Source organism: Streptomyces sp. NPDC001513 (genome assembly GCF_042894695.1).
Lineage (GTDB): Bacteria > Actinomycetota > Actinomycetes > Streptomycetales > Streptomycetaceae > Streptomyces.
The window spans coordinates 184,090-202,127 of record NZ_JBIAVU010000009.1 but is presented as its reverse complement, the minus strand read 5'-3'; the positions used below and the strand labels follow the sequence as shown (position 1 = coordinate 202,127).

The 18,038-nt window shown below is 68.9% G+C and carries 13 protein-coding genes; 9 read left to right on the top strand and 4 right to left on the bottom strand.

Annotated features, from left to right (window positions below):
• Positions 1 to 25 precede the first annotated feature (25 nt).
• The 4 genes from ACFYZ4_RS21570 to ACFYZ4_RS21555 all read right to left on the bottom strand — a co-directional run bounded on the left by ACFYZ4_RS21570 (position 26) and on the right by ACFYZ4_RS21555 (position 3,857).
• Complete coding sequence (locus ACFYZ4_RS21570) at positions 26 to 796, bottom strand: succinate dehydrogenase/fumarate reductase iron-sulfur subunit (protein WP_390784574.1); 771 nt, start codon at positions 794 to 796, stop codon at positions 26 to 28.
• Positions 793 to 2,697, bottom strand: coding sequence for a fumarate reductase/succinate dehydrogenase flavoprotein subunit (locus tag ACFYZ4_RS21565; protein ID WP_384348733.1), 1,905 nt, complete (start codon positions 2,695 to 2,697; stop codon positions 793 to 795). Before ACFYZ4_RS21565 ends, ACFYZ4_RS21570 begins: the two co-directional genes overlap by 4 nt.
• A 1-nt stretch (position 2,698) precedes the next feature.
• The gene (locus ACFYZ4_RS21560) at positions 2,699 to 3,523 is read right to left on the bottom strand and encodes a hypothetical protein (protein ID WP_390784573.1); all 825 of its coding nucleotides are present in this window, start codon (positions 3,521 to 3,523) and stop codon (positions 2,699 to 2,701) included.
• Between the two features lie 103 nt (positions 3,524 to 3,626).
• Complete coding sequence (locus ACFYZ4_RS21555; protein WP_351297831.1) at positions 3,627 to 3,857, bottom strand: hypothetical protein; 231 nt, start codon at positions 3,855 to 3,857, stop codon at positions 3,627 to 3,629.
• A 348-nt stretch (positions 3,858 to 4,205) separates the two neighbouring features.
• Here ACFYZ4_RS21555 and ACFYZ4_RS21550 point away from each other — a divergent pair, with 348 nt between their 5' ends.
• The 9 genes from ACFYZ4_RS21550 (at position 4,206) to ACFYZ4_RS21510 (ending at position 18,028) form a co-directional block, all read left to right on the top strand.
• A complete protein-coding gene (locus ACFYZ4_RS21550) occupies positions 4,206 to 6,623 on the top strand; it encodes an ABC transporter family substrate-binding protein (RefSeq protein ID WP_390784572.1) in 2,418 nt (805 codons plus the stop codon).
• Positions 6,624 to 6,969: 346 nt separating this feature from the next.
• Positions 6,970 to 8,874: a translational GTPase TypA gene (gene typA / locus ACFYZ4_RS21545; RefSeq protein ID WP_384348725.1), complete on the top strand. Its 1,905-nt coding sequence runs from the start codon at positions 6,970 to 6,972 to the stop codon at positions 8,872 to 8,874.
• A gap of 491 nt (positions 8,875 to 9,365) precedes the next feature.
• A complete protein-coding gene (locus ACFYZ4_RS21540; RefSeq protein ID WP_351297823.1) occupies positions 9,366 to 11,021 on the top strand; it encodes an ABC transporter substrate-binding protein in 1,656 nt (551 codons plus the stop codon).
• Positions 11,022 to 11,278: 257 nt separating this feature from the next.
• The gene (locus tag ACFYZ4_RS21535) at positions 11,279 to 12,145 is read left to right on the top strand and encodes an ABC transporter permease (protein ID WP_384348722.1); all 867 of its coding nucleotides are present in this window, start codon (positions 11,279 to 11,281) and stop codon (positions 12,143 to 12,145) included.
• Positions 12,146 to 12,168: 23 nt separating this feature from the next.
• The gene (locus ACFYZ4_RS21530) at positions 12,169 to 13,092 is read left to right on the top strand and encodes an ABC transporter permease (RefSeq protein ID WP_351297817.1); all 924 of its coding nucleotides are present in this window, start codon (positions 12,169 to 12,171) and stop codon (positions 13,090 to 13,092) included.
• Positions 13,093 to 13,143: 51 nt separating this feature from the next.
• Entirely contained in the window at positions 13,144 to 14,193 is a 1,050-nt protein-coding gene (locus tag ACFYZ4_RS21525; RefSeq protein WP_390784571.1) for an ABC transporter ATP-binding protein, read from the top strand.
• Positions 14,186 to 15,238 carry a dipeptide ABC transporter ATP-binding protein gene (locus ACFYZ4_RS21520; protein ID WP_351297812.1) on the top strand — a complete coding sequence of 351 codons (1,053 nt, stop codon included), beginning with the start codon at positions 14,186 to 14,188 and terminating at the stop codon, positions 15,236 to 15,238. The genes ACFYZ4_RS21525 and ACFYZ4_RS21520 overlap by 8 nt, the downstream gene beginning before the upstream one ends.
• A 125-nt stretch (positions 15,239 to 15,363) precedes the next feature.
• The gene (locus ACFYZ4_RS21515; protein WP_390784570.1) at positions 15,364 to 16,290 is read left to right on the top strand and encodes a GNAT family N-acetyltransferase; all 927 of its coding nucleotides are present in this window, start codon (positions 15,364 to 15,366) and stop codon (positions 16,288 to 16,290) included.
• A 106-nt stretch (positions 16,291 to 16,396) separates the two neighbouring features.
• Positions 16,397 to 18,028, top strand: a complete 1,632-nt coding sequence (locus ACFYZ4_RS21510) for an ABC transporter substrate-binding protein (protein WP_351294122.1) — start codon at positions 16,397 to 16,399, stop codon at positions 18,026 to 18,028.
• The last annotated feature ends 10 nt before the right edge of the window (positions 18,029 to 18,038 follow it).

Here is an 18,038-nt window from a genome sequence, read left to right as displayed (position 1 = left end):
GGGTCCCGGCCCCGCGGCCGCGGTCTCAGCCCTGGCGGCGGCCGATCTTGTTGCCCAGCCACACCAGCGGGTCGTACTTGCGGTCCACCGCCCGCTCCTTCAGCGGGATCAGCGCGTTGTCGGTGATCCTGATGCCCTCGGGGCAGACCTCCGAACAGCACTTGGTGATGTTGCAGTAGCCCAGCCCGTGCTCCTCCTGCGCGGTGCGCTTGCGGTCCAGGCCCGCCTCCGACGCCGCGTCCAGGGGGTGCATGTCCAGCTCCGCGACCCGCATCAGGAAACGCGGACCGGCGAAGGCGCCCTTGTTCTCCTCGTGGTCACGCACCACGTGGCAGGTGTCCTGGCACAGGAAGCACTCGATGCACTTGCGGAACTCCTGCGAACGCTCCACGTCCATCTGCTGCATCCGGTACGCGCCCGGCGCCACCCCCTCCGGCGGCACGAAGGCCGGCACCTCCCGCGCCTTCGCGTAGTTGAAGGACACGTCCGTCACCAGGTCGCGCACGACGGGGAAGGCCCGCAGCGGAGTGACCGTGATCGTCTCGGACCGCTCGAAGGTCGACATGCGCGTCATGCACATCAGCCGCGGCCGGCCGTTGACCTCCGCACTGCACGAGCCGCACTTGCCCGCCTTGCAGTTCCAGCGCACCGCGAGGTCCGAGGCCTGGGTGGCCTGGAGCCGGTGGACGATGTCCAGGACCACCTCCCCGTCGTGCACCTCGACCGTGAAGTCCCGCAGTTCCCCGCCCTCCGCGTCGCCCCGCCAGATCCGGAAGCTCGCGTCGTACGTACTCATTCGTACAGCTCCTCTTCGGCGAGGTACTTGACCAGCTCTTCCTTCTCGAAGAGCGCGAGCAGGTCGGGACGGATGGGCTCGGTGCGCGTGCGTTCGAGGACGATCCGGTCGGCCGCCGGGTCCGCCGGGGGCGGGTCGACGGGGCGGCACAGCAGGTTCACCGGACGCCAGCCGCGATCCATCGACGGACAGTCCTCACGGGTGTGCCCGCCGCGGCTCTCGGTGCGCTCCAGGGCGGCGCGCGCCACGCACTCGCTGACCAGCAGCATGTTCCGCAGGTCCAGGGACAGGTGCCAGCCCGGGTTGAACTGCCGGTGCCCCTCGACCCCGGCCCGGGCGGCCCGTACGCGCAGGGTCGCGAGCCTCTCCAGGGCCTCGGCCATCTCGCCCTCGCGCCGGATGATGCCGACGAGGTCGTTCATGGTCGTCTGGAGCTCCTGGTGGAGGGTGTACGGGTTCTCCGCGCCCTCGGCCGCGTGGAACGGGGCCAGCGCCTCTTCGGCCGCCGCGTCGATCTCCGCCTGGGAGACCGCGGGGCGCTCACCGGAGGCCGTGGCGTGCTCCGCCGCGTGCAGTCCGGCCCGCCGGCCGAAGACCAGCAGGTCGGACAGGGAGTTCCCGCCGAGCCGGTTCGAGCCGTGCATCCCGCCCGCGACCTCGCCCGCGGCGAACAGCCCCGGCACCCCGACGGTGGCCGCGGTCTCGGAGTCGACCGCGATGCCGCCCATCACGTAGTGGCAGGTCGGGCCCACCTCCATCGGCTCCGCGGTGATGTCGACGTCCGCCAGTTCCTTGAACTGGTGGTACATCGACGGGAGTCGCCGCTTGATCTTCTCGGCGGGCATCCGGGTGGACACGTCGAGGAAGACCCCGCCGTGCGGGGAGCCGCGGCCGGCCTTCACCTCCGAGTTGATGGCCCGGGCCACCTCGTCGCGGGGGAGCAGCTCGGGCGGGCGCCGGTTGTGGTCCGGGTCCTCGTACCAGCGGTCGCCCTCCGCCTCCGACTCGGCGTACTTCTCCTTGAACACGTCGGGGACGTAGTCGAACATGAACCGCTTGCCCTCGGAGTTGCGCAGTACCCCGCCGTCGCCGCGCACCGACTCGGTGACGAGGATGCCCTTCACCGACGGGGGCCAGACCATGCCGGTCGGGTGGAACTGCACGAACTCCATGTTCAGCAGGGGCGCGCCCGCGAGCAGGGCCAGCGCGTGGCCGTCGCCGGTGTACTCCCACGAATTCGACGTGGTCTTGAAGGACTTGCCGATCCCGCCGGTGGCCAGCACCACGGCCGGGGCCTCCAGGACGAAGAAGCGGCCGGACTCGCGCTCGTAGCAGAAGGTCCCCGAGACCCTCTGCCGCCCGTCCTTCAGGACCCTGGTGACCGTGCACTCCTGGAAGACCTTGAGCCGGGCCTCGTAGTCCCCGTACTCCTTGAAGTCCTCCTGCTGGAGCGCGACGATCTTCTGCTGGAGGGTGCGGATCAGCTCCAGGCCGGTGCGGTCGCCCACGTGCGCGAGGCGCGGGTACTCGTGGCCGCCGAAGTTGCGCTGGGATATCTTCCCGTCGGGCGTCCGGTCGAAGAGCGCGCCCCAGGTCTCCAGCTCCCAGACGCGGTCCGGGGCCTCCTTCGCGTGCAGTTCCGCCATCCGCCACTGATTGAGGAACTTGCCCCCGCGCATGGTGTCGCGGAAGTGCACCTGCCAGTTGTCGCCCTCGTTGACGTTGCCCATGGAGGCGGCGATCCCGCCCTCCGCCATCACCGTGTGGGCCTTGCCGAAGAGGGACTTGCAGATCACGGCCGTACGCGCGCCGCGCTCGCGCGCCTCGATCGCGGCCCGCAACCCGGCGCCGCCCGCGCCGACCACGACCACGTCCCACTGCTGCCGTTCCACTTGGGCCATGTCAGAAGATCCTCGGGTCGGTGAAGGCGCCGCTGGCCAGCAGGTAGACGTAGAAGTCGGACAGGGCCACGCTGATCAGGGAGGCCCACGCCAGCTGCATGTGACGGGTGTTGAGCCGGCTGATCCAGCCCCAGAGCCGGTAGCGGACCGGGTGCTTCGAGAAGTGCTTGAGCCGGCCGCCCATGATGTGGCGGCAGGAGTGGCAGGACAGGGTGTAGGCCCAGATCAGCGTGATGTTGACCAGGAACAGCAGGGTCCCGAGGCCCATGTGGCCCCACGCGTAGTGCTCGTCGCGGAAGGTCAGCACGGTGTCGTACGTGAGGATGCCCGCGACCGGGACCGCCGCGTAGAAGAAGTACCGGTGGGCGTTCTGGAGGATCAGCGGGAAGCGGGTCTCGCCGGTGTACTTCGTGTGCGGTTCGGCGACGGCGCAGGCGGGCGGCGAGGCCCAGAAGCCGCGGTAGTAGGCCTTGCGGTAGTAGTAGCAGGTCAGCCGGAACCCGAGCGGGAAGATCAGGATCAGCAGGGCGGGGGAGAGGCCCCACCAGCTGCCGAAGACCTCCCAGTTGGGGCCGCCCTTCATCGGGACGCAGTTCTCCGCGAGGCACGGGGAGTAGAAGGGCGAGACGTACGGGGCCGCGTAGTAGTCGGCGTTCGCGAAGGCCCGCCAGGTCGAGTAGGCGATGAAGGCGAGCAGCCCGGCCGCGGTGACCGCGGGGGAGACCCACCACCGGTCGGTCCGCAGGTGCCGGGCAGTGATCGCGGCCCGCGAGGCGTCGTGGACGCCGCCGGGCCGCTGCCGGGGTGGTTGTGTTCCTGTGGCCAAAGAGGACTCCGGGAGGAGTGATGAGGGGTGGCCCCAGGGGGCCCGGCCGCGAGCGGCCGGGCCGGATGGGGTGTGCGGGAGGTCGTGGGGTCGCGTACGCCGCTCAGGGCGCGCGACGGTCGCGGGCGCCGAGGCCCTCGTCGTCCGAGTCGGTCCACAGCGAGCTGTCGTACGGCGTGTCCGGGACCGTCACCATCCGGGACGGCTCCGGCGGGGACGCCGGCGTCGAGCTCCCGGGCTTGCGCCGCCCGGCCTGCTGCTCCAGCTGCTCGACCTTGCGCGTGAGCGCGTCGAGGTTTCGGCGTACGGCACTCAGATCGTCTTGCAGGGACATGATTTGCCCTCACTTCCGCCGAGGTGCGGTGGCAACGCTCATGTGCGCCTGCGAGTGTCGCGCCTCCCGTCCCCCGTTGTGAAGGGACGTGCAGCGATTGCGGGCGCGCAGGCGTGAACTGTGCGCCCCTCCCTGTCCCCCATTCTCATCCCTCTTCCGGGGGAACGGCCTCTCGGTGCGCAAGCCGGATTGGTCCGCACGGGTGGGGTTCGCGGCGTGGCGAGAGGCGGGTGCGAAGGGTGCGGCGGACCGTCGATTTCAGTGGGATCCGGCAACCGGTGTGATCAGCTCCATATACCGCCGAACGTGATCATGCTTCCCCCACGCCCCGCCCCGGAGGTATCACCCATGTCCCAGCGAAGGCGCAGGTCCTTGGCGCTCCTGACCTCGGGAGTCCTCGCACTGCCGCTCCTCACGGGCTGCGGCGCGGGTGAAGACGAGGGCGGCCCTGTCGCCGCCGGGCAGGACATCGCCACGACCGCCCGCGAGAAGGTCGCGGACGGGGGTGTGCTGCGCTGGGCCGTGGACACCCTGCCGGACACCCTGAACACCTTCCAGGCCGACGCGGACGCCACCACCGCCCGGATCGCCGGGGCGGTGCTGCCGCAGCTGTTCGTGCTGGACGCCAAGGGGCGGCCCGTGGCCAATCCCGACTACCTGGAGAAGGCCGAAGTCGTCGAGCGGGAGCCCAAGCAGGTCGTCCTTTACAAGCTGAACCAGCAGGCGGTGTGGAGCGACGGACGCGAGATCGGCGCCGCCGACTTCGTGGCGCAGTGGCGGGCCCTGAACGGCAAGGACTCGGCGTACTGGACGGCGCGCAACGCCGGCTACGAGCGGATCGAGAAGATCGAGAAGGGCAAGACCGACCTGGAGGTCAGGGTCACCTTCGCCAAGCCGTACGCCGACTGGCGCTCGCTCTTCAGCCCGCTCTACCCCAAGCAGGTCACGGGCACCCCGGACGCCTTCAACGAGGGCGCCCGCGGCGCGCTGAAGGTCACCGCGGGGCCCTTCGCCCTGGGGGCGATCGACAAGAAGACGGGTACGGCGGCCCTCACCCGCAATCCGCGCTGGTGGGGCCGGCAGGCCAAGCTCGACACGCTGGTCCTGACGGCGGTGCCGCGGGCCGAGCGCGCCGCGGCGCTGGCGGCCGGGAAGCTGGATCTGGCCGAGATCGACCGCACCGGCGCCGACCGGATCGCTCTGGCCCGCCGGGACGCGGCCGGCAAGGACGCCGCGGGCAAGGGCGGCGCCGGCAAGGGCGACGCCGACAAGGGCGGCGCGGGCTCGGGCGGCGCCCCGGCCCACGGTCCGGGAGCCGCGATGAGCCCGGCGCAGGCCACGCTGTCGTGGGCGGTCGCCTTCGGCACGGACGAGGACAAGGCCACGGCGGAGAAGGAGAGCCGCGACAAGCACGTGGCGGCGGTGAAACGGTACGCCGACGAGCAGACGGCCCTGCGGAACTTCACCGTCCGCAAGTCCCTGGAGCCGGCCTACACCCAGCTCGCCATGAACGGGTCCACGGGCCCGCTGGCGGACGAGCGGGTGCGCCGGGCGGTGGCCCGGGCGCTGGACCGCAAGGCACTGGCCGAGCTCGTGCTGAAGCCGCTCGGCCTGCCCGCGAAGCCCGTCGGCAGCCACGTGGCGCTGGCCGGGCAGCGGGCGTACGCCGACAACAGCGACGCCCTCGGCGGTCAGGACATGCAGGCGGCCCAGGCCCTCCTCGCGGACGCGGGCTGGCGCCGGGGCGGCAAGATCACCGAGCCGGCGGGAGCCAAGGCCGGCCCGGAGAGCGCGCCGCAGGACGATGGGAAGACCCCCTCGGGCCCGGGCACCGGAAACGACGGCCTCTACATCGTGGGCCAGGACGACGAGGCCAACGGCGACCCGCGCTCGGCCGCCGGGCAGCGCCCCCAGGCCCGCCCGGCGGGCCCCGGCGAGCGCCCCGCCGCCGCGGCCCCGGACGATGCGCAGGACCGGCCCTCCCCGGTGCTGGCCCCCGCCCCCTTCGGCGCCCAGCAGGAGGTCTCCCTCCTGGCCCAGGCCGCCCGGGTGGCGGCCGCGGGCACCGCCGACGCCGCCGACGCCGCAGGCACCGCCGGCGCCGTCGACGACGGCAAGCGCAGCGCGGCCCGCGACGGTGACGCGGCCGATCCCGCCGAGGGCACTCCGGCCCCGGCCAAGCAGGCCACCCGCACCTCCGGCGCCATGCTCGCCAAGGACGGCAAGGCTCTGACCCTGCGCTTCGTCCTCCCGGCCGGCCCCGGCTCGGAGTCCCTGCGCGCGGTCGGCGACCGGATCGCGCAGATGCTGCGGAAGGTCGGGGTGAACACCGAGACGACCAAGGTGGCCGACGAGAGCTTCTTCAAGGACCACATCGCCTCGGGCCAGTACGACCTGGCGCTCTACTCCTGGCCCGCGACCGCCTACCCGGCCACCGACGCCCGGCCCATCTTCGCCAAGCCGGAGCCGGCCGCGGACGGCTCGCTCCTCGTCGAACAGAACTACACCCGGGTCGGCACCGACCACATCGACCAGCTCTTCGACCAGGCGGTCGGCGAGCTGGACGAGGACCAGTCCCGCGAGCTGATCCGCAAGGCGGACGCCCGGATCTGGGCCGCCGCCGGCTCCATCCCGCTCTACCAGCGCCCGGAGCTGGTGGCCGTCAAGCCGGGCCTGGCCAACGCCGGCGCCTTCGGCCTCGGCAGCCCCCGCTACCAGGACATCGGCTGGAAGAAGCCCCCGACCGCCAAGGACAAGAAGAAGTAGCGTGGGCGAAGAAGTGATGACAAAGGGGTGCCTGTCAGGTTGACCCCCGAGGGGCAAGCTCAGATGTGACTCAAGTCCCTTGCTCGCCGGATCCCCGGCGGGCAAGGTCGTGCCGTACCCATTGACCCGGCCGTTGACCCGCATGATTACCGGCACGATGGGCGGCCCGGGCACCCCACGCAGCACTCGGCCGCGCTCATTCGTCCGGCCCCTTGACAGCCCCCCGGCAGGCGGTTCCCGCCACGCGACGTACCATGGGGTAAGGCCGTGGCAGGTTTTCGCCCGGCCGAGGCGCGCGTGCCAGGCCGTACGCGACGCCATCCACGATCCCGGGAGAAGCGCCGAAGTGCCCACGCGCCACGACATCCGTAACGTCGCCATCGTCGCCCACGTCGACCATGGCAAGACGACCATCGTCGATGCCATGCTCAAGCAGGCCGGTGCCTTCGCCGCCCACCAGCACCTCGACGACCGCATGATGGACTCGAACGACCTGGAGCGTGAGAAGGGCATCACGATCCTCGCCAAGAACACGGCGGTGAAGTATCACCCCAAGGACGGCGGGGCCCCGATCACGATCAACATCATCGACACCCCCGGCCACGCCGACTTCGGTGGCGAGGTCGAGCGCGGTCTGTCGATGGTGGACGCGGTCGTCCTGCTGGTGGACGCCTCGGAGGGTCCGCTGCCCCAGACCCGCTTCGTCCTGCGCAAGGCCCTGCAGGCGAAGATGCCGGTCATCCTCTGCATCAACAAGACCGACCGTCCGGACTCCCGGATCGACGAGGTCGTCAACGAGACGTACGACCTCTTCCTCGACCTGGACGCGGACGAGGACCAGATCGAGTTCCCGATCGTCTACGCCTGCGGCCGTGACGGCGTCGCCTCGCTGACCAAGCCGGAGGACGGCACCGTCCCCGCGGACAGCGACAGCCTGGAGCCGTTCTTCTCCACCATCCTGGAGCACGTCCCGGCCCCGGTGTACGACGAGGAGGCCCCCCTCCAGGCGCACGTCACCAACCTGGACGCCGACAACTTCCTCGGCCGCATCGCGCTCGTCCGCGTCGAGCAGGGTGAGCTGCGCAAGGGTCAGACCGTCGCGTGGATCAAGCGTGACGGCTCCATCTCCAACGTCCGCATCACCGAGCTGATGATGACCGAGGCGCTCACCCGCAAGCCGGCCGAGGTGGCGGGCCCGGGTGACATCTGCGCGGTCGCCGGTTTCCCCGAGATCATGATCGGCGAGACCCTGGCCGACCCGGAGAACCCGATCGCGCTCCCGCTGATCTCGGTCGACGAGCCGGCGATCTCCATGACCATCGGTACGAACACCTCCCCGATGGTCGGCCGTGGCGGCAGCGGCAAGGGCGCGGACGCCAAGTCCGCGGTCAAGGACCGCAAGGTCACCGCCCGTCAGGTCAAGGACCGTCTGGACCGCGAGCTGGTCGGCAACGTCTCGCTCCGCGTCCTCGACACCGAGCGTCCGGACGCCTGGGAGGTCCAGGGCCGTGGTGAGCTCGCGCTCGCCATCCTGGTCGAGCAGATGCGCCGCGAGGGCTTCGAGCTGACCATCGGCAAGCCGCAGGTGGTCACGCAGGAGGTCGACGGCAAGGTCCACGAGCCGGTCGAGCGCATGACGATCGACGTCCCCGAGGAGCACATGGGCGCGGTCACGCAGCTCATGGGCGTCCGCAAGGGCCGTATGGACAACATGTCGAACCACGGTTCCGGCTGGGTCCGCATGGAGTTCGTCGTCCCGTCGCGCGGTCTCATCGGCTTCCGTACCGAGTTCCTGACCGGTACGCGCGGCACCGGCATCGCCCACTCGATCCACGAGGGCCACGAGCCGTGGTTCGGCCCGCTGGTGACCCGTAACAACGGTTCGCTGGTCGCCGACCGCGCCGGCTCCGTCACGCCGTTCGCGATGATCAACCTGCAGGAGCGCGGCGTCCTGTTCACCGACCCCGGCACCGAGGTGTACGAGGGCATGATCGTCGGCGAGAACTCGCGCTCCGACGACATGGACGTGAACATCACCAAGGAGAAGAAGCTCACCAACATGCGTGCGGCTTCCGCGGACAACACGGAGAACGTGATTCCGCCCCGCAAGCTCTCCCTGGAGCAGTCCCTGGAGTTCTGCCGCGACGACGAGTGCGTCGAGGTGACCCCGGAGGCCGTCCGCATCCGCAAGGTCGTGCTGGACCAGAAGGACCGCTCGCGCACCGCGTCGCGCGCCAAGTCGGCCAAGTAGGAGTAAAGACCTTACGCAGCAGGGTCGTTGCGCCGCTCGTCCCGTGGTTTGCTCGGGCGGGCGGCCGCGGCGGACGCTGTCGGCCGCAGCACTCTGAAATGCAGCAGCCCCTCCCGTCACGGACTCCGTGACGCGAGGGGCTGTTCGCTTTTGTCAACCGGATTTTTGCGTTCTGGTGTCCGCATACCGACCGTGACACTCCGGAAGATGAGCTAACCGTCCGTTTCGCACGTGTCTGTCTCCTATCCGTTTGTCCGGATTTCGGGTTTCTGCCGCGGATCGATGTTGTGAAAACGAGACCACCCAAGTGTGGTTTACGGCCTGGCAGTCCCTGAGGATGGCTCCATTGAGCTCGGGTCAATGGGTCACGCGCTGTGGGGAGCGCGCCGACTCACGAGCACACTATGGGCAGGAAAATGCTCGCCGTCAGGGGTGTCGGCGAGGTTTTTTTGCCCCTCAAGTCGATCAGTGGACTCATGAGGAGGAAACCCATGCGCGGTGCCAAGAGCGCCAAGTGGGTCGTGGGCGCGGTTGTCGTCGCCCTGGCCGCTACCGCCTGTGGCGGCGGTGACGGTGACAGCAAGGACAAGGGAAGCGCTGCCAACGGTGGCGTGTTCCGGCTCGGCAGCACGGAGCCGGACACCATCGACCCGGGGCGTGCCCACGAGTCCACCGGCATCCTGCTGGCCAACGCCCTGTTCACCGGCCTGTACGGCAACACGCCGGACGGCCTGGCCGAGCCCGCGCTCGCCGAGTCGGCGGCGTCGGACGAGGGTTGCACCTCGTGGACCTTCAAGGTCAAGCCCGACACCAAGTTCTCCAACGGCGAGGTCGTGGACGCCGAGGCGTTCGCCCGCGGTTGGGCCCGTGCCGCGCACAAGGCCGCCGCGTCCGACGTGGCGTACCACTTCGCCGGCATCAAGGGTTACGCCGAGCTGCAGGACGGCTCCGCCAAGACCTTCTCCGGTGTCACCACGCCGGACCCGAACACCATCAAGGTGGACCTGTCGAAGGCGGACTGCGAGTTCGTCCTGAAGACGGCGCACGCTGCCTACAGCCCGGTTCCGAAGGTCGCCAAGGTCGGCGAAGAGGACAAGGCGTTCGGCGAGGCCCCCGTCGGTAACGGTCCGTTCAAGATGGACGGCACCTGGGAGCACAACAAGGCGATCAACCTGATCCGCAACGACGGGTACGGTCTGCAGAAGGCCTCCCTCGAGAAGGTCCAGGTCACGCTCCTCAACGACAAGACCGCGCAGCAGCTCGAGTACGACGGCTTCCAGGCCGGCACCTTCGACTACGCGCACATCCCGACGCCGATGCTCAAGACGGCCGAGGCGAAGTACAAGCCGCAGAACAAGTGGTTCGCCAAGGACACGAACGGCATGAACTTCGTTCTGCCGATCGGTGACAACGGTCCGACGAACAACAAGGACGCCCGTCTGGCGATCTCCTACGCGATCGACCGTCAGGCCATCGCCAAGGGTGTCTTCCAGGGCTACCAGACCCCGTCGACCACCATCGTGCCGCCGGCCTTCCCGAAGGCCTACCAGAAGGACCTCTGCACCTCCTGCGTCAAGCAGGACGTCGCCAAGGCGAAGGAGTACGCCGAGAAGGGCGGCCTGAAGCCGGGTACCGAGATCCGCTTCAGCTTCAACACCGGTGCGGGCCACGAAGAGTGGGTCCAGGCCATCGCCAAGCAGCTTGAGGACGTCCTGGGCGTCAAGGTCAAGCTCGACGGCAAGGACTTCCCGGGCATGCTCAAGGAGCAGCAGAGCTCCGCGGCCTCCGGCCTCTACCGCTTCGCGTGGGGCGCGGACTACCCGACCCCGGAGAACTTCCTGTTCCCGCTGCTGCACTCGGCCTCGATGAACAAGGACGCCGAGGGCAACGTGACCGGTGACAACCGCGTCCGTTACAACAACCCCGAGTTCGACAAGCTGATCGACACGGCCCGCGCCACCAAGGACGAGGCCGCTCGCATCACGATGTACAAGCAGGCCGAGAAGATGGCCATGGACGACATGGCGCTCATCCCGACCTTCAACCGTTCCCAGTTCCGCCTGATGGCGACCGACAAGTTCAACGGTCTGGACGACATCAACTTCAACGAGGACCCGATCCTCGAGAAGATCTCGATCAAGAAGTAATCGGTTCGGACGGTATATCCGTCAGGAGCGAACGTGCCGCGGCCCCCGGGTGACCGGTGGGCCGCGGCCCCGCTCGGCAGGCCGTTTTCACTTCGGCACCCCTCACATCCGCGGGCAACCCCCGCACGCCGAGAGCCGGCCCGTTCCTTGGGCTGGAGGTCGCTGCTCCCAGAAGCGGCCAGGTAGAGAGGCAAAACATGGGAAGGTACGTCGCCCGTCGCCTCGGGCAGATGGTCATAGTCCTCATAGGCGCGACCATGGTTCTGTTCGCGTGTCTGTTCGTACTCCCCGGCGATCCCGTGGGTTCGATCGCGGGCAGCGACAAGGCACGTGACCCCGCAGTGGTCGCGGAACTGAAGGCGCGTTACGGGCTCGACAAGTCGCTGCCCGAGCAGTACGTCAACTACGTCGCGAAGGTTGCCACCGGCGACCTCGGCGAGGACTTCGTGCAGCGCCGCGAGGTTTCCGAGATCCTCGGCCCCAAGCTTCAGAACACGGCGAAGCTGGCCATCCTGGCCATCGTGCTCGTCACCGTGTTCGGTATGGGCGTGGGCATCATCGCCGCGCTCTACAGATACAGCATTCTCGACATGGCCACGACATTTTTTACGACGATGGCCGTCGGATTCCCCACCTTCGTGATCGGCATGCTGCTCATGAAGTACTTCGCCGTGGAACTGCAGTGGTTCCCACAGCTCGGCGGAGACAAGCTCGAAGGCATGGTCCTTCCCGCGATCACCCTCGCCATCACCGACATCGCGTTCGTCGCCCGCCTGACCCGCGGCACGATGCTCGAGGTGCTGCGCGCGGACTACGTGAAGACGGCCGTGGCCAAGGGACTTCCGCGACGCCGCGTGCTGTTCAAGCACGTGCTGCGCAACTCGTCCATTCCCGTGGTCACGTACCTGGGTATTTCGTTCGGCGGACTCCTCGGTGGCGCGCTCATCACTGAGGCGATCTTCAACTGGGACGGTGTCGGTCTGGCACTGGTTCAGGCGATTCAGCAGCAGAACAACCCGATCGTCATCGGTGTCGTGACCTACAGCGTCGCGATCTTCGTCGTCCTCAGCCTCATCGTGGACCTGCTGTACGCGGCCCTCGACCCGCGTATCCGCCTCAGCTGACCGCCCCCAAGGAGGATTTCCTCATGTCTGAGCTCGCAACGAGCCCGGCGATCGGGGACGAGAACCCCGTGTCGTCCGCTTCGGCAGCCGCCGAACCCGCACCCAAGCAACTGAGCCAGTGGGGCGAGATCCGGCACCGCTACGTCCAGAACAAGCTGGCCGTAGTCGGTCTCGTGATCATCTCCGTGCTGTTCCTGACGGCGATCTTCGGCGACATGCTCGCCCCGTTCGACCCCGCCGCCCAGGACCTCGAGAACACCCTCGCCTCGCCCAACGGCACGCACTGGATGGGCACCGACGCCCTGGGCCGCGACATGTTCTCGCGCCTCATCGCCGGCACCCGCGTCGCCATGTTCGTCGGCCTCGCCTCGATCTTCTTCGCGGTGCTGATCGGTGTCGCCCTCGGCGCCATCGCCGGTTACTTCGCCGGCTTCGCCGACACCCTGGTCATGCGCGTCGCGGACGTGTTCCTCGCGTTCCCGCTGATGATCGGTGCCGTCGTCATCATCCTGGTCACCGGGCGCGGCATCACCCCGGTGGTCATCTCGCTGGCCATCTTCTCCTGGGCCACCGTGTCCAGGCTCCTGCGCAGCTCGATCCTGTCGGTGCGCGAGATGGACTACGTCCACGCGGCCAAGGCGCTCGGCGCCAGCGGCTGGCGGGTCGTCCGCACGCACATCCTGCCGAACTCGCTGACCGCCGTTCTGGTCTACGCGACGTTCAACGTCGGCACCACGATCGTCGGTGTGGCAGCGCTCTCCTTCCTCGGAGCCGGTGTCCCCGTCGACGTCCCCGAGTGGGGCAACATGCTGGCGGCCGGTCAGGGCTTCATCGGCGTCAATGACTACCTGTGGTACTTCCCCAGCCTGTTCGTCGTCGTCACCGTGCTCGGCTTCGCCTTCGTCGGCGACGGCCTGCGTGACGCGCTCGACCCGAAGCTCCGGTAGGGCCGCCCGATGCCCCGAGACAACATCAGCAAGCAGGACGAAGGTGGCGGCGTGACGACGTCGGAGATTCTCAGCGTTGCGGAGACCGGTGGCGGGTCCGCCGTGCCGCTGCTGGAGGTGGACAACCTCCAGGTCGAGTTCAAGACCCGTGACGGGGTCGCCAAGGCCGTCAACGGCGTGAGCTACAGCGTCAACGCCGGCGAGACCCTCGCCGTGCTCGGCGAGTCCGGCTCCGGCAAGTCCGTCACCGCACAGGCGATCATGGGCATTCTCGACAGCCCGCCCGGACGGATCGCCGGCGGCGAGGTGCGCTTCCACGGCAAGGACATCCTCAAGATGTCCGACGAGGAGCGGCGCAAGCTCCGCGGCAACAAGATGGCGATGATCTTCCAGGACGCCCTGTCGTCCCTGAACCCGGTCTACTCGGTGGGCGACCAGCTCGGCGAGATGTTCCGGGTCCACCGCGGCGCCTCCAAGAGGGACGCGGAGATCAAGGCCATCGAGCTCATGGACCGGGTGAAGATCCCCGCCGCCAAGGCGCGCGTCGGCGACTACCCGCACCAGTTCTCCGGCGGTATGCGCCAGCGCATCATGATCGCCATGGCGCTGGCCCTGGAGCCGGACCTGATCATCGCCGACGAGCCCACCACGGCCCTCGACGTGACGGTCCAGGCCCAGGTCATGGACCTGCTCGCGGAGCTCCAGCGCGAGATGAACATGGGCCTGATCCTGATCACCCACGACCTCGGCGTCGTCGCCGACGTCGCGGACAAGATCGCCGTCATGTACGCGGGCCGGATCGTCGAGACCGCTCCGGTCCACGAGATCTACAAGCGCCCGTCCCACCCGTACACCCGCGGCCTGCTCGACTCGATCCCGCGCCTGGACCAGAAGGGCCAGGAGCTCTACGCGATCAAGGGTCTGCCGCCCAACCTGCTCCGCATCCCGACGGGCTGCGCCTTCAGCCCCCGCTGTCCCAAGGCGCAGGACATCTGCCGTACGGAGATCCCCGTACTGCACCCCGTCACCGAGCAGGACGGCACCGAACTGCCGGGCCGCGGCAGCGCGTGCCACTTCTGGAAGGAGCAGATCCATGGCTGAGCTCACCAAGAACGCCACCGAGCGCGAGCCGATCCTCCAGGTCCGCAACCTGGTCAAGCACTTCCCGCTGACCCAGGGCATCCTGTTCAAGAAGCAGGTCGGCGCGGTCAAGGCGGTCGACGGGATCTCCTTCGACCTGTACCAGGGCGAGACCCTCGGCATCGTCGGCGAGTCCGGCTGTGGCAAGTCCACGGTCGCCAAGCTCCTGATGAACCTGGAGCGGGCCACCTCCGGCCAGGTGCTCTACAAGGGCGAGGACATCAGCCGGCTGTCCGGCAAGGCCCTCAAGGCCGTCCGCCGCAACATCCAGATGGTGTTCCAGGACCCGTACACGTCGCTGAACCCGCGCATGACGGTCGGCGACATCATCGGGGAGCCCTTCGAGATCCACCCCGAGGTGGCTCCCAAGGGCGACCGGCGCCGCAAGGTCCAGGAGCTCCTGGACGTCGTGGGCCTGAACCCGGAGTACATCAACCGGTACCCGCACCAGTTCTCCGGCGGTCAGCGCCAGCGCATCGGCATCGCCCGCGGCCTGGCCCTGCAGCCCGAGATCATCATCTGCGACGAGCCGGTCTCCGCGCTCGACGTGTCGGTGCAGGCGCAGGTCATCAACCTGATGGAGAAGCTCCAGGACGAGTTCAACCTCTCCTACCTCTTCATCGCGCACGACCTGTCGATCGTCCGGCACATCTCGGACCGCGTCGGCGTCATGTACCTGGGCAAGATGGCCGAGATCGGCTCCGACGCCCAGATCTACGAGCACCCGACGCACCCGTACACCCAGGCGCTGCTCTCCGCCGTCCCGGTCCCCGACCCGGACGCCCGCGAGGGCCGCGAGCGCATCATCCTCACCGGTGACGTCCCGTCGCCGGCCAACCCGCCGTCGGGCTGCCGCTTCCGCACCCGCTGCTGGAAGGCCGAGGACAAGTGCTCCGTCGAGGAGCCGCTGCTGGCGATCCCGGAGCGCTTCAAGGGCCAGACCGGCCCGGCCGCGCACGAGTCGGCCTGCCACTTCGCGGAGGAGAAGGCCATCCTGGCCGTCTGACCTCCGACGGACCCCGCAGGGCCATGGCCGGTCCCCGGTGCTTCGAGCACCGGGGACCGGCCGTTTCCGTACGGGTCCCGGAAACCCGGTTGCGGCCCCGGGAGCGCGGGCCGGAGAGTGAGGCAATGATCCTCACCGTACGGCCCGCCGGGCCCGGGGACGCGGCCGACATCTGCGCCCTCCTCAACGCCGTCGACATGATCGAGATCGGCCGCCCGGAAACCGACCTGGGCACCGTCGAATCCGACCTCAACGCCCCCGACGTCGACCTGGCCACCGACTCCTGGCTCGCCTTCGAGGACGGCCGGCTCGTGGCCTACGCCCTCGTCTGGGCGGACTCCGGACCGGGCCGCGTCGACGGCGACCACTACGTACTGCCCGGCCACGACGAGGCCGCCGTCCTGCTGCTGGAGCGCATGGAGGCCAGGGCCCGGGAGCTGACCGCCGGTTCCGGCGTCCTGCGGCTCCAGCTCAACGTGGAGCCCACGCTCGACCTCTCCCACCTCACCGGGCGCGGCTACCGCACCATCCGCCGCTACCAGGTCATGACCCGCTCCCTGTCGCCGGCGGCCGACCTCCCGCCGGCCGCTCCGGCCGGGCTCACCCTGCGCCACTGCGCCGACGACGAGGCCGACCGCCGCCGGGCCCACGCCCTGATCGAGGAGACCTTCGCGGCGCACTTCGGCCATGTGGACCGCCCGTACGAGGCCTGGCTGGACCACATCGACGGCCGCCGCCTCGACTGGTCCCTGGTCTGGATCGCGAGCCTGCCCGGCCACGGCGACGCGGCCGTCCTGCTCACCCGCGACGACCGCACCAGCATGGGCTGGGTCGGCCACATCGGCGTACGCAAGGAACTCCGCGGCCGCGGCCTCGGCGGCTTCCTCCTGCGCCACTGCTTCGCGGCCTACGCCGCCCGCGGCCGCGACACCATCGGCCTCGGCGTGGACACCCACAACGAAACGGGCGCACTCGGTCTCTACGAGGCGCACGGCATGGGCCTGCACTACGCGGTCGACTCCTGGGAGCTGCCGTTGCACTCGCAGGGGTGACAGGGGCGTGACGCGCGGGTGCAATCGGTCCAACGGGGCGTGTGCGGGCCCCCACATAGGGTGACATTGGCCCCTAAGTGAGTCTGGGACCCATAGGAGGCACTCCATGCGCGGAGCCACCCACGCCAAGTGGGCCGCATGTGCGGTGGCCGTCGCCCTCGCGGCGACGGCCTGCGGCGGTGGAAGCGACAGCGGTGGGGGCGGGGGCGACGCGGGGATCGTCAGCTCTTCGTGGGGTGACCCGCAGAACCCGTTGGAGCCTGCCAATACCAACGAGGTGCAGGGCGGCAAGGTCCTCGACATGCTGTTCCGGGGTCTCAAGCGCTACGACCCGAAGACCGGCGAGGCGAACAACATGCTCGCCGAGAAGATCGAGACGACGGACAGTCAGAACTTCACGATCACGCTGAAGGACGGCTGGAAGTTCAGCAACGACGAGCCGGTCACCTCACAGTCCTTCGTGGACGCCTGGAACTACGGCGCGGACGTGCGCAACAAGCAGAACAACTCGCCGTTCTTCTCCGACATCGTCGGCTACCAGGACGTGCACCCGGCCTCCGGGGAACCGAAGGCGAAGACGATGTCCGGGCTGGTGGTGAAGGACCCCAAAACCTTCACCGTCGCCCTCAAGAACAAGTTCTCGACCTGGCCCGAGACCCTCGGCTACCAGGCGTTCTCGCCGCTGCCCCAGGCCTTCTTCACCGACCACACCGGCTGGCTGGACAAGCCGATCGGCAACGGCCCGTACACGGTGGACTCGTACACCAAGGGCACCGGCATGAAGCTGCGCAAGTGGGACGCGTACCCCGGTACGGACAAGGCGCAGAACGGCGGCGTGGACCTGAAGGTCTACACCGACAACAACACCGCCTACACCGACCTGATCTCCGGCAACCTCGACCTCGTCGACGACATCCCGGCGCAGCAGCTGAAGAACGTCAAGAACGACCTCGGCGACCGCTACATCAACCAGCCGGCCCTCATCATCCAGACCCTCACCTTCCCGCTGTACGACGCGCAGTGGAGCAAGCCGGGCATGGAGAAGGTCCGCCAGGGCATCTCCCGGGCGATCAACCGCGACGAGATCACCAAGCAGATCTTCCGCGAGACCCGCACCCCCGCCAAGGACTGGACCTCGCCGGCGCTCGGCGAGAAGGGCGGCTTCTCCTCCACGGTCTGCGGCGACGCCTGCGTCTACGACCCGGCCGAGGCCAAGAAGCTCATCCAGGAGGGCGGCGGGCTCCCCGGCGGCAAGGTCACTCTGACGTCCAACGTGGACACCGGCTCGCACCGCGACTGGATGGACGCCGTCTGCAACAGCGTCAACAACGCGCTGGGCGAGGGCCCGGTGTGCACGGTCAACCCGATCGGCACCTTCGCCGACTTCCGCAACCAGCAGAGCTCCTTCAAGCTGACCGGCCCCTTCCGTTCCGGCTGGCAGGCCGACTACCCGCTGATCCAGAACTTCCTCCAGCCGCTCTACTACACCGGCGCCTCCTCCAACTACGGGAAGTTCAGCAACCCGGACTTCGACAAGCTCGTCGACGAGGCCAACCAGGAGAGCGACCCGGCCAAGGCCATCGCGAAGTTCCAGGACTCCGAGAAGATCCTCGCCGAGCAGATGCCGGCCATCCCGCTCTGGTACCAGAACGGCAGCGCGGGCTACGCCGAGCGCCTCTCGGACGTGGCGCTCAACCAGTTCAGCGTGCCCGTGTACGACCAGATCAAGGTCAGCTGACCCACGTTTC

What these genes read in the sequence shown, in the direction of transcription:
- ACFYZ4_RS21530 (WP_351297817.1), top strand. Translation starts at nt 12,169, where the DNA reads ATGTCTGAGCTCGCAACGAGCCCGGCGATCGGGGACGAGAACCCCGTG.
- ACFYZ4_RS21535 (WP_384348722.1), top strand. Translation starts at nt 11,279, where the DNA reads ATGGTTCTGTTCGCGTGTCTGTTCGTACTCCCCGGCGATCCCGTGGGT.
- ACFYZ4_RS21570 (WP_390784574.1), bottom strand. Translation starts at nt 796, where the DNA reads ATGAGTACGTACGACGCGAGCTTCCGGATCTGGCGGGGCGACGCGGAG.
- ACFYZ4_RS21540 (WP_351297823.1), top strand. Translation starts at nt 9,366, where the DNA reads ATGCGCGGTGCCAAGAGCGCCAAGTGGGTCGTGGGCGCGGTTGTCGTC.
- ACFYZ4_RS21565 (WP_384348733.1), bottom strand. Translation starts at nt 2,697, where the DNA reads ATGGCCCAAGTGGAACGGCAGCAGTGGGACGTGGTCGTGGTCGGCGCG.
- ACFYZ4_RS21510 (WP_351294122.1), top strand. Translation starts at nt 16,397, where the DNA reads ATGCGCGGAGCCACCCACGCCAAGTGGGCCGCATGTGCGGTGGCCGTC.
- ACFYZ4_RS21520 (WP_351297812.1), top strand. Translation starts at nt 14,186, where the DNA reads ATGGCTGAGCTCACCAAGAACGCCACCGAGCGCGAGCCGATCCTCCAG.
- ACFYZ4_RS21515 (WP_390784570.1), top strand. Translation starts at nt 15,364, where the DNA reads ATGATCCTCACCGTACGGCCCGCCGGGCCCGGGGACGCGGCCGACATC.
- ACFYZ4_RS21555 (WP_351297831.1), bottom strand. Translation starts at nt 3,857, where the DNA reads ATGTCCCTGCAAGACGATCTGAGTGCCGTACGCCGAAACCTCGACGCG.
- ACFYZ4_RS21550 (WP_390784572.1), top strand. Translation starts at nt 4,206, where the DNA reads ATGTCCCAGCGAAGGCGCAGGTCCTTGGCGCTCCTGACCTCGGGAGTC.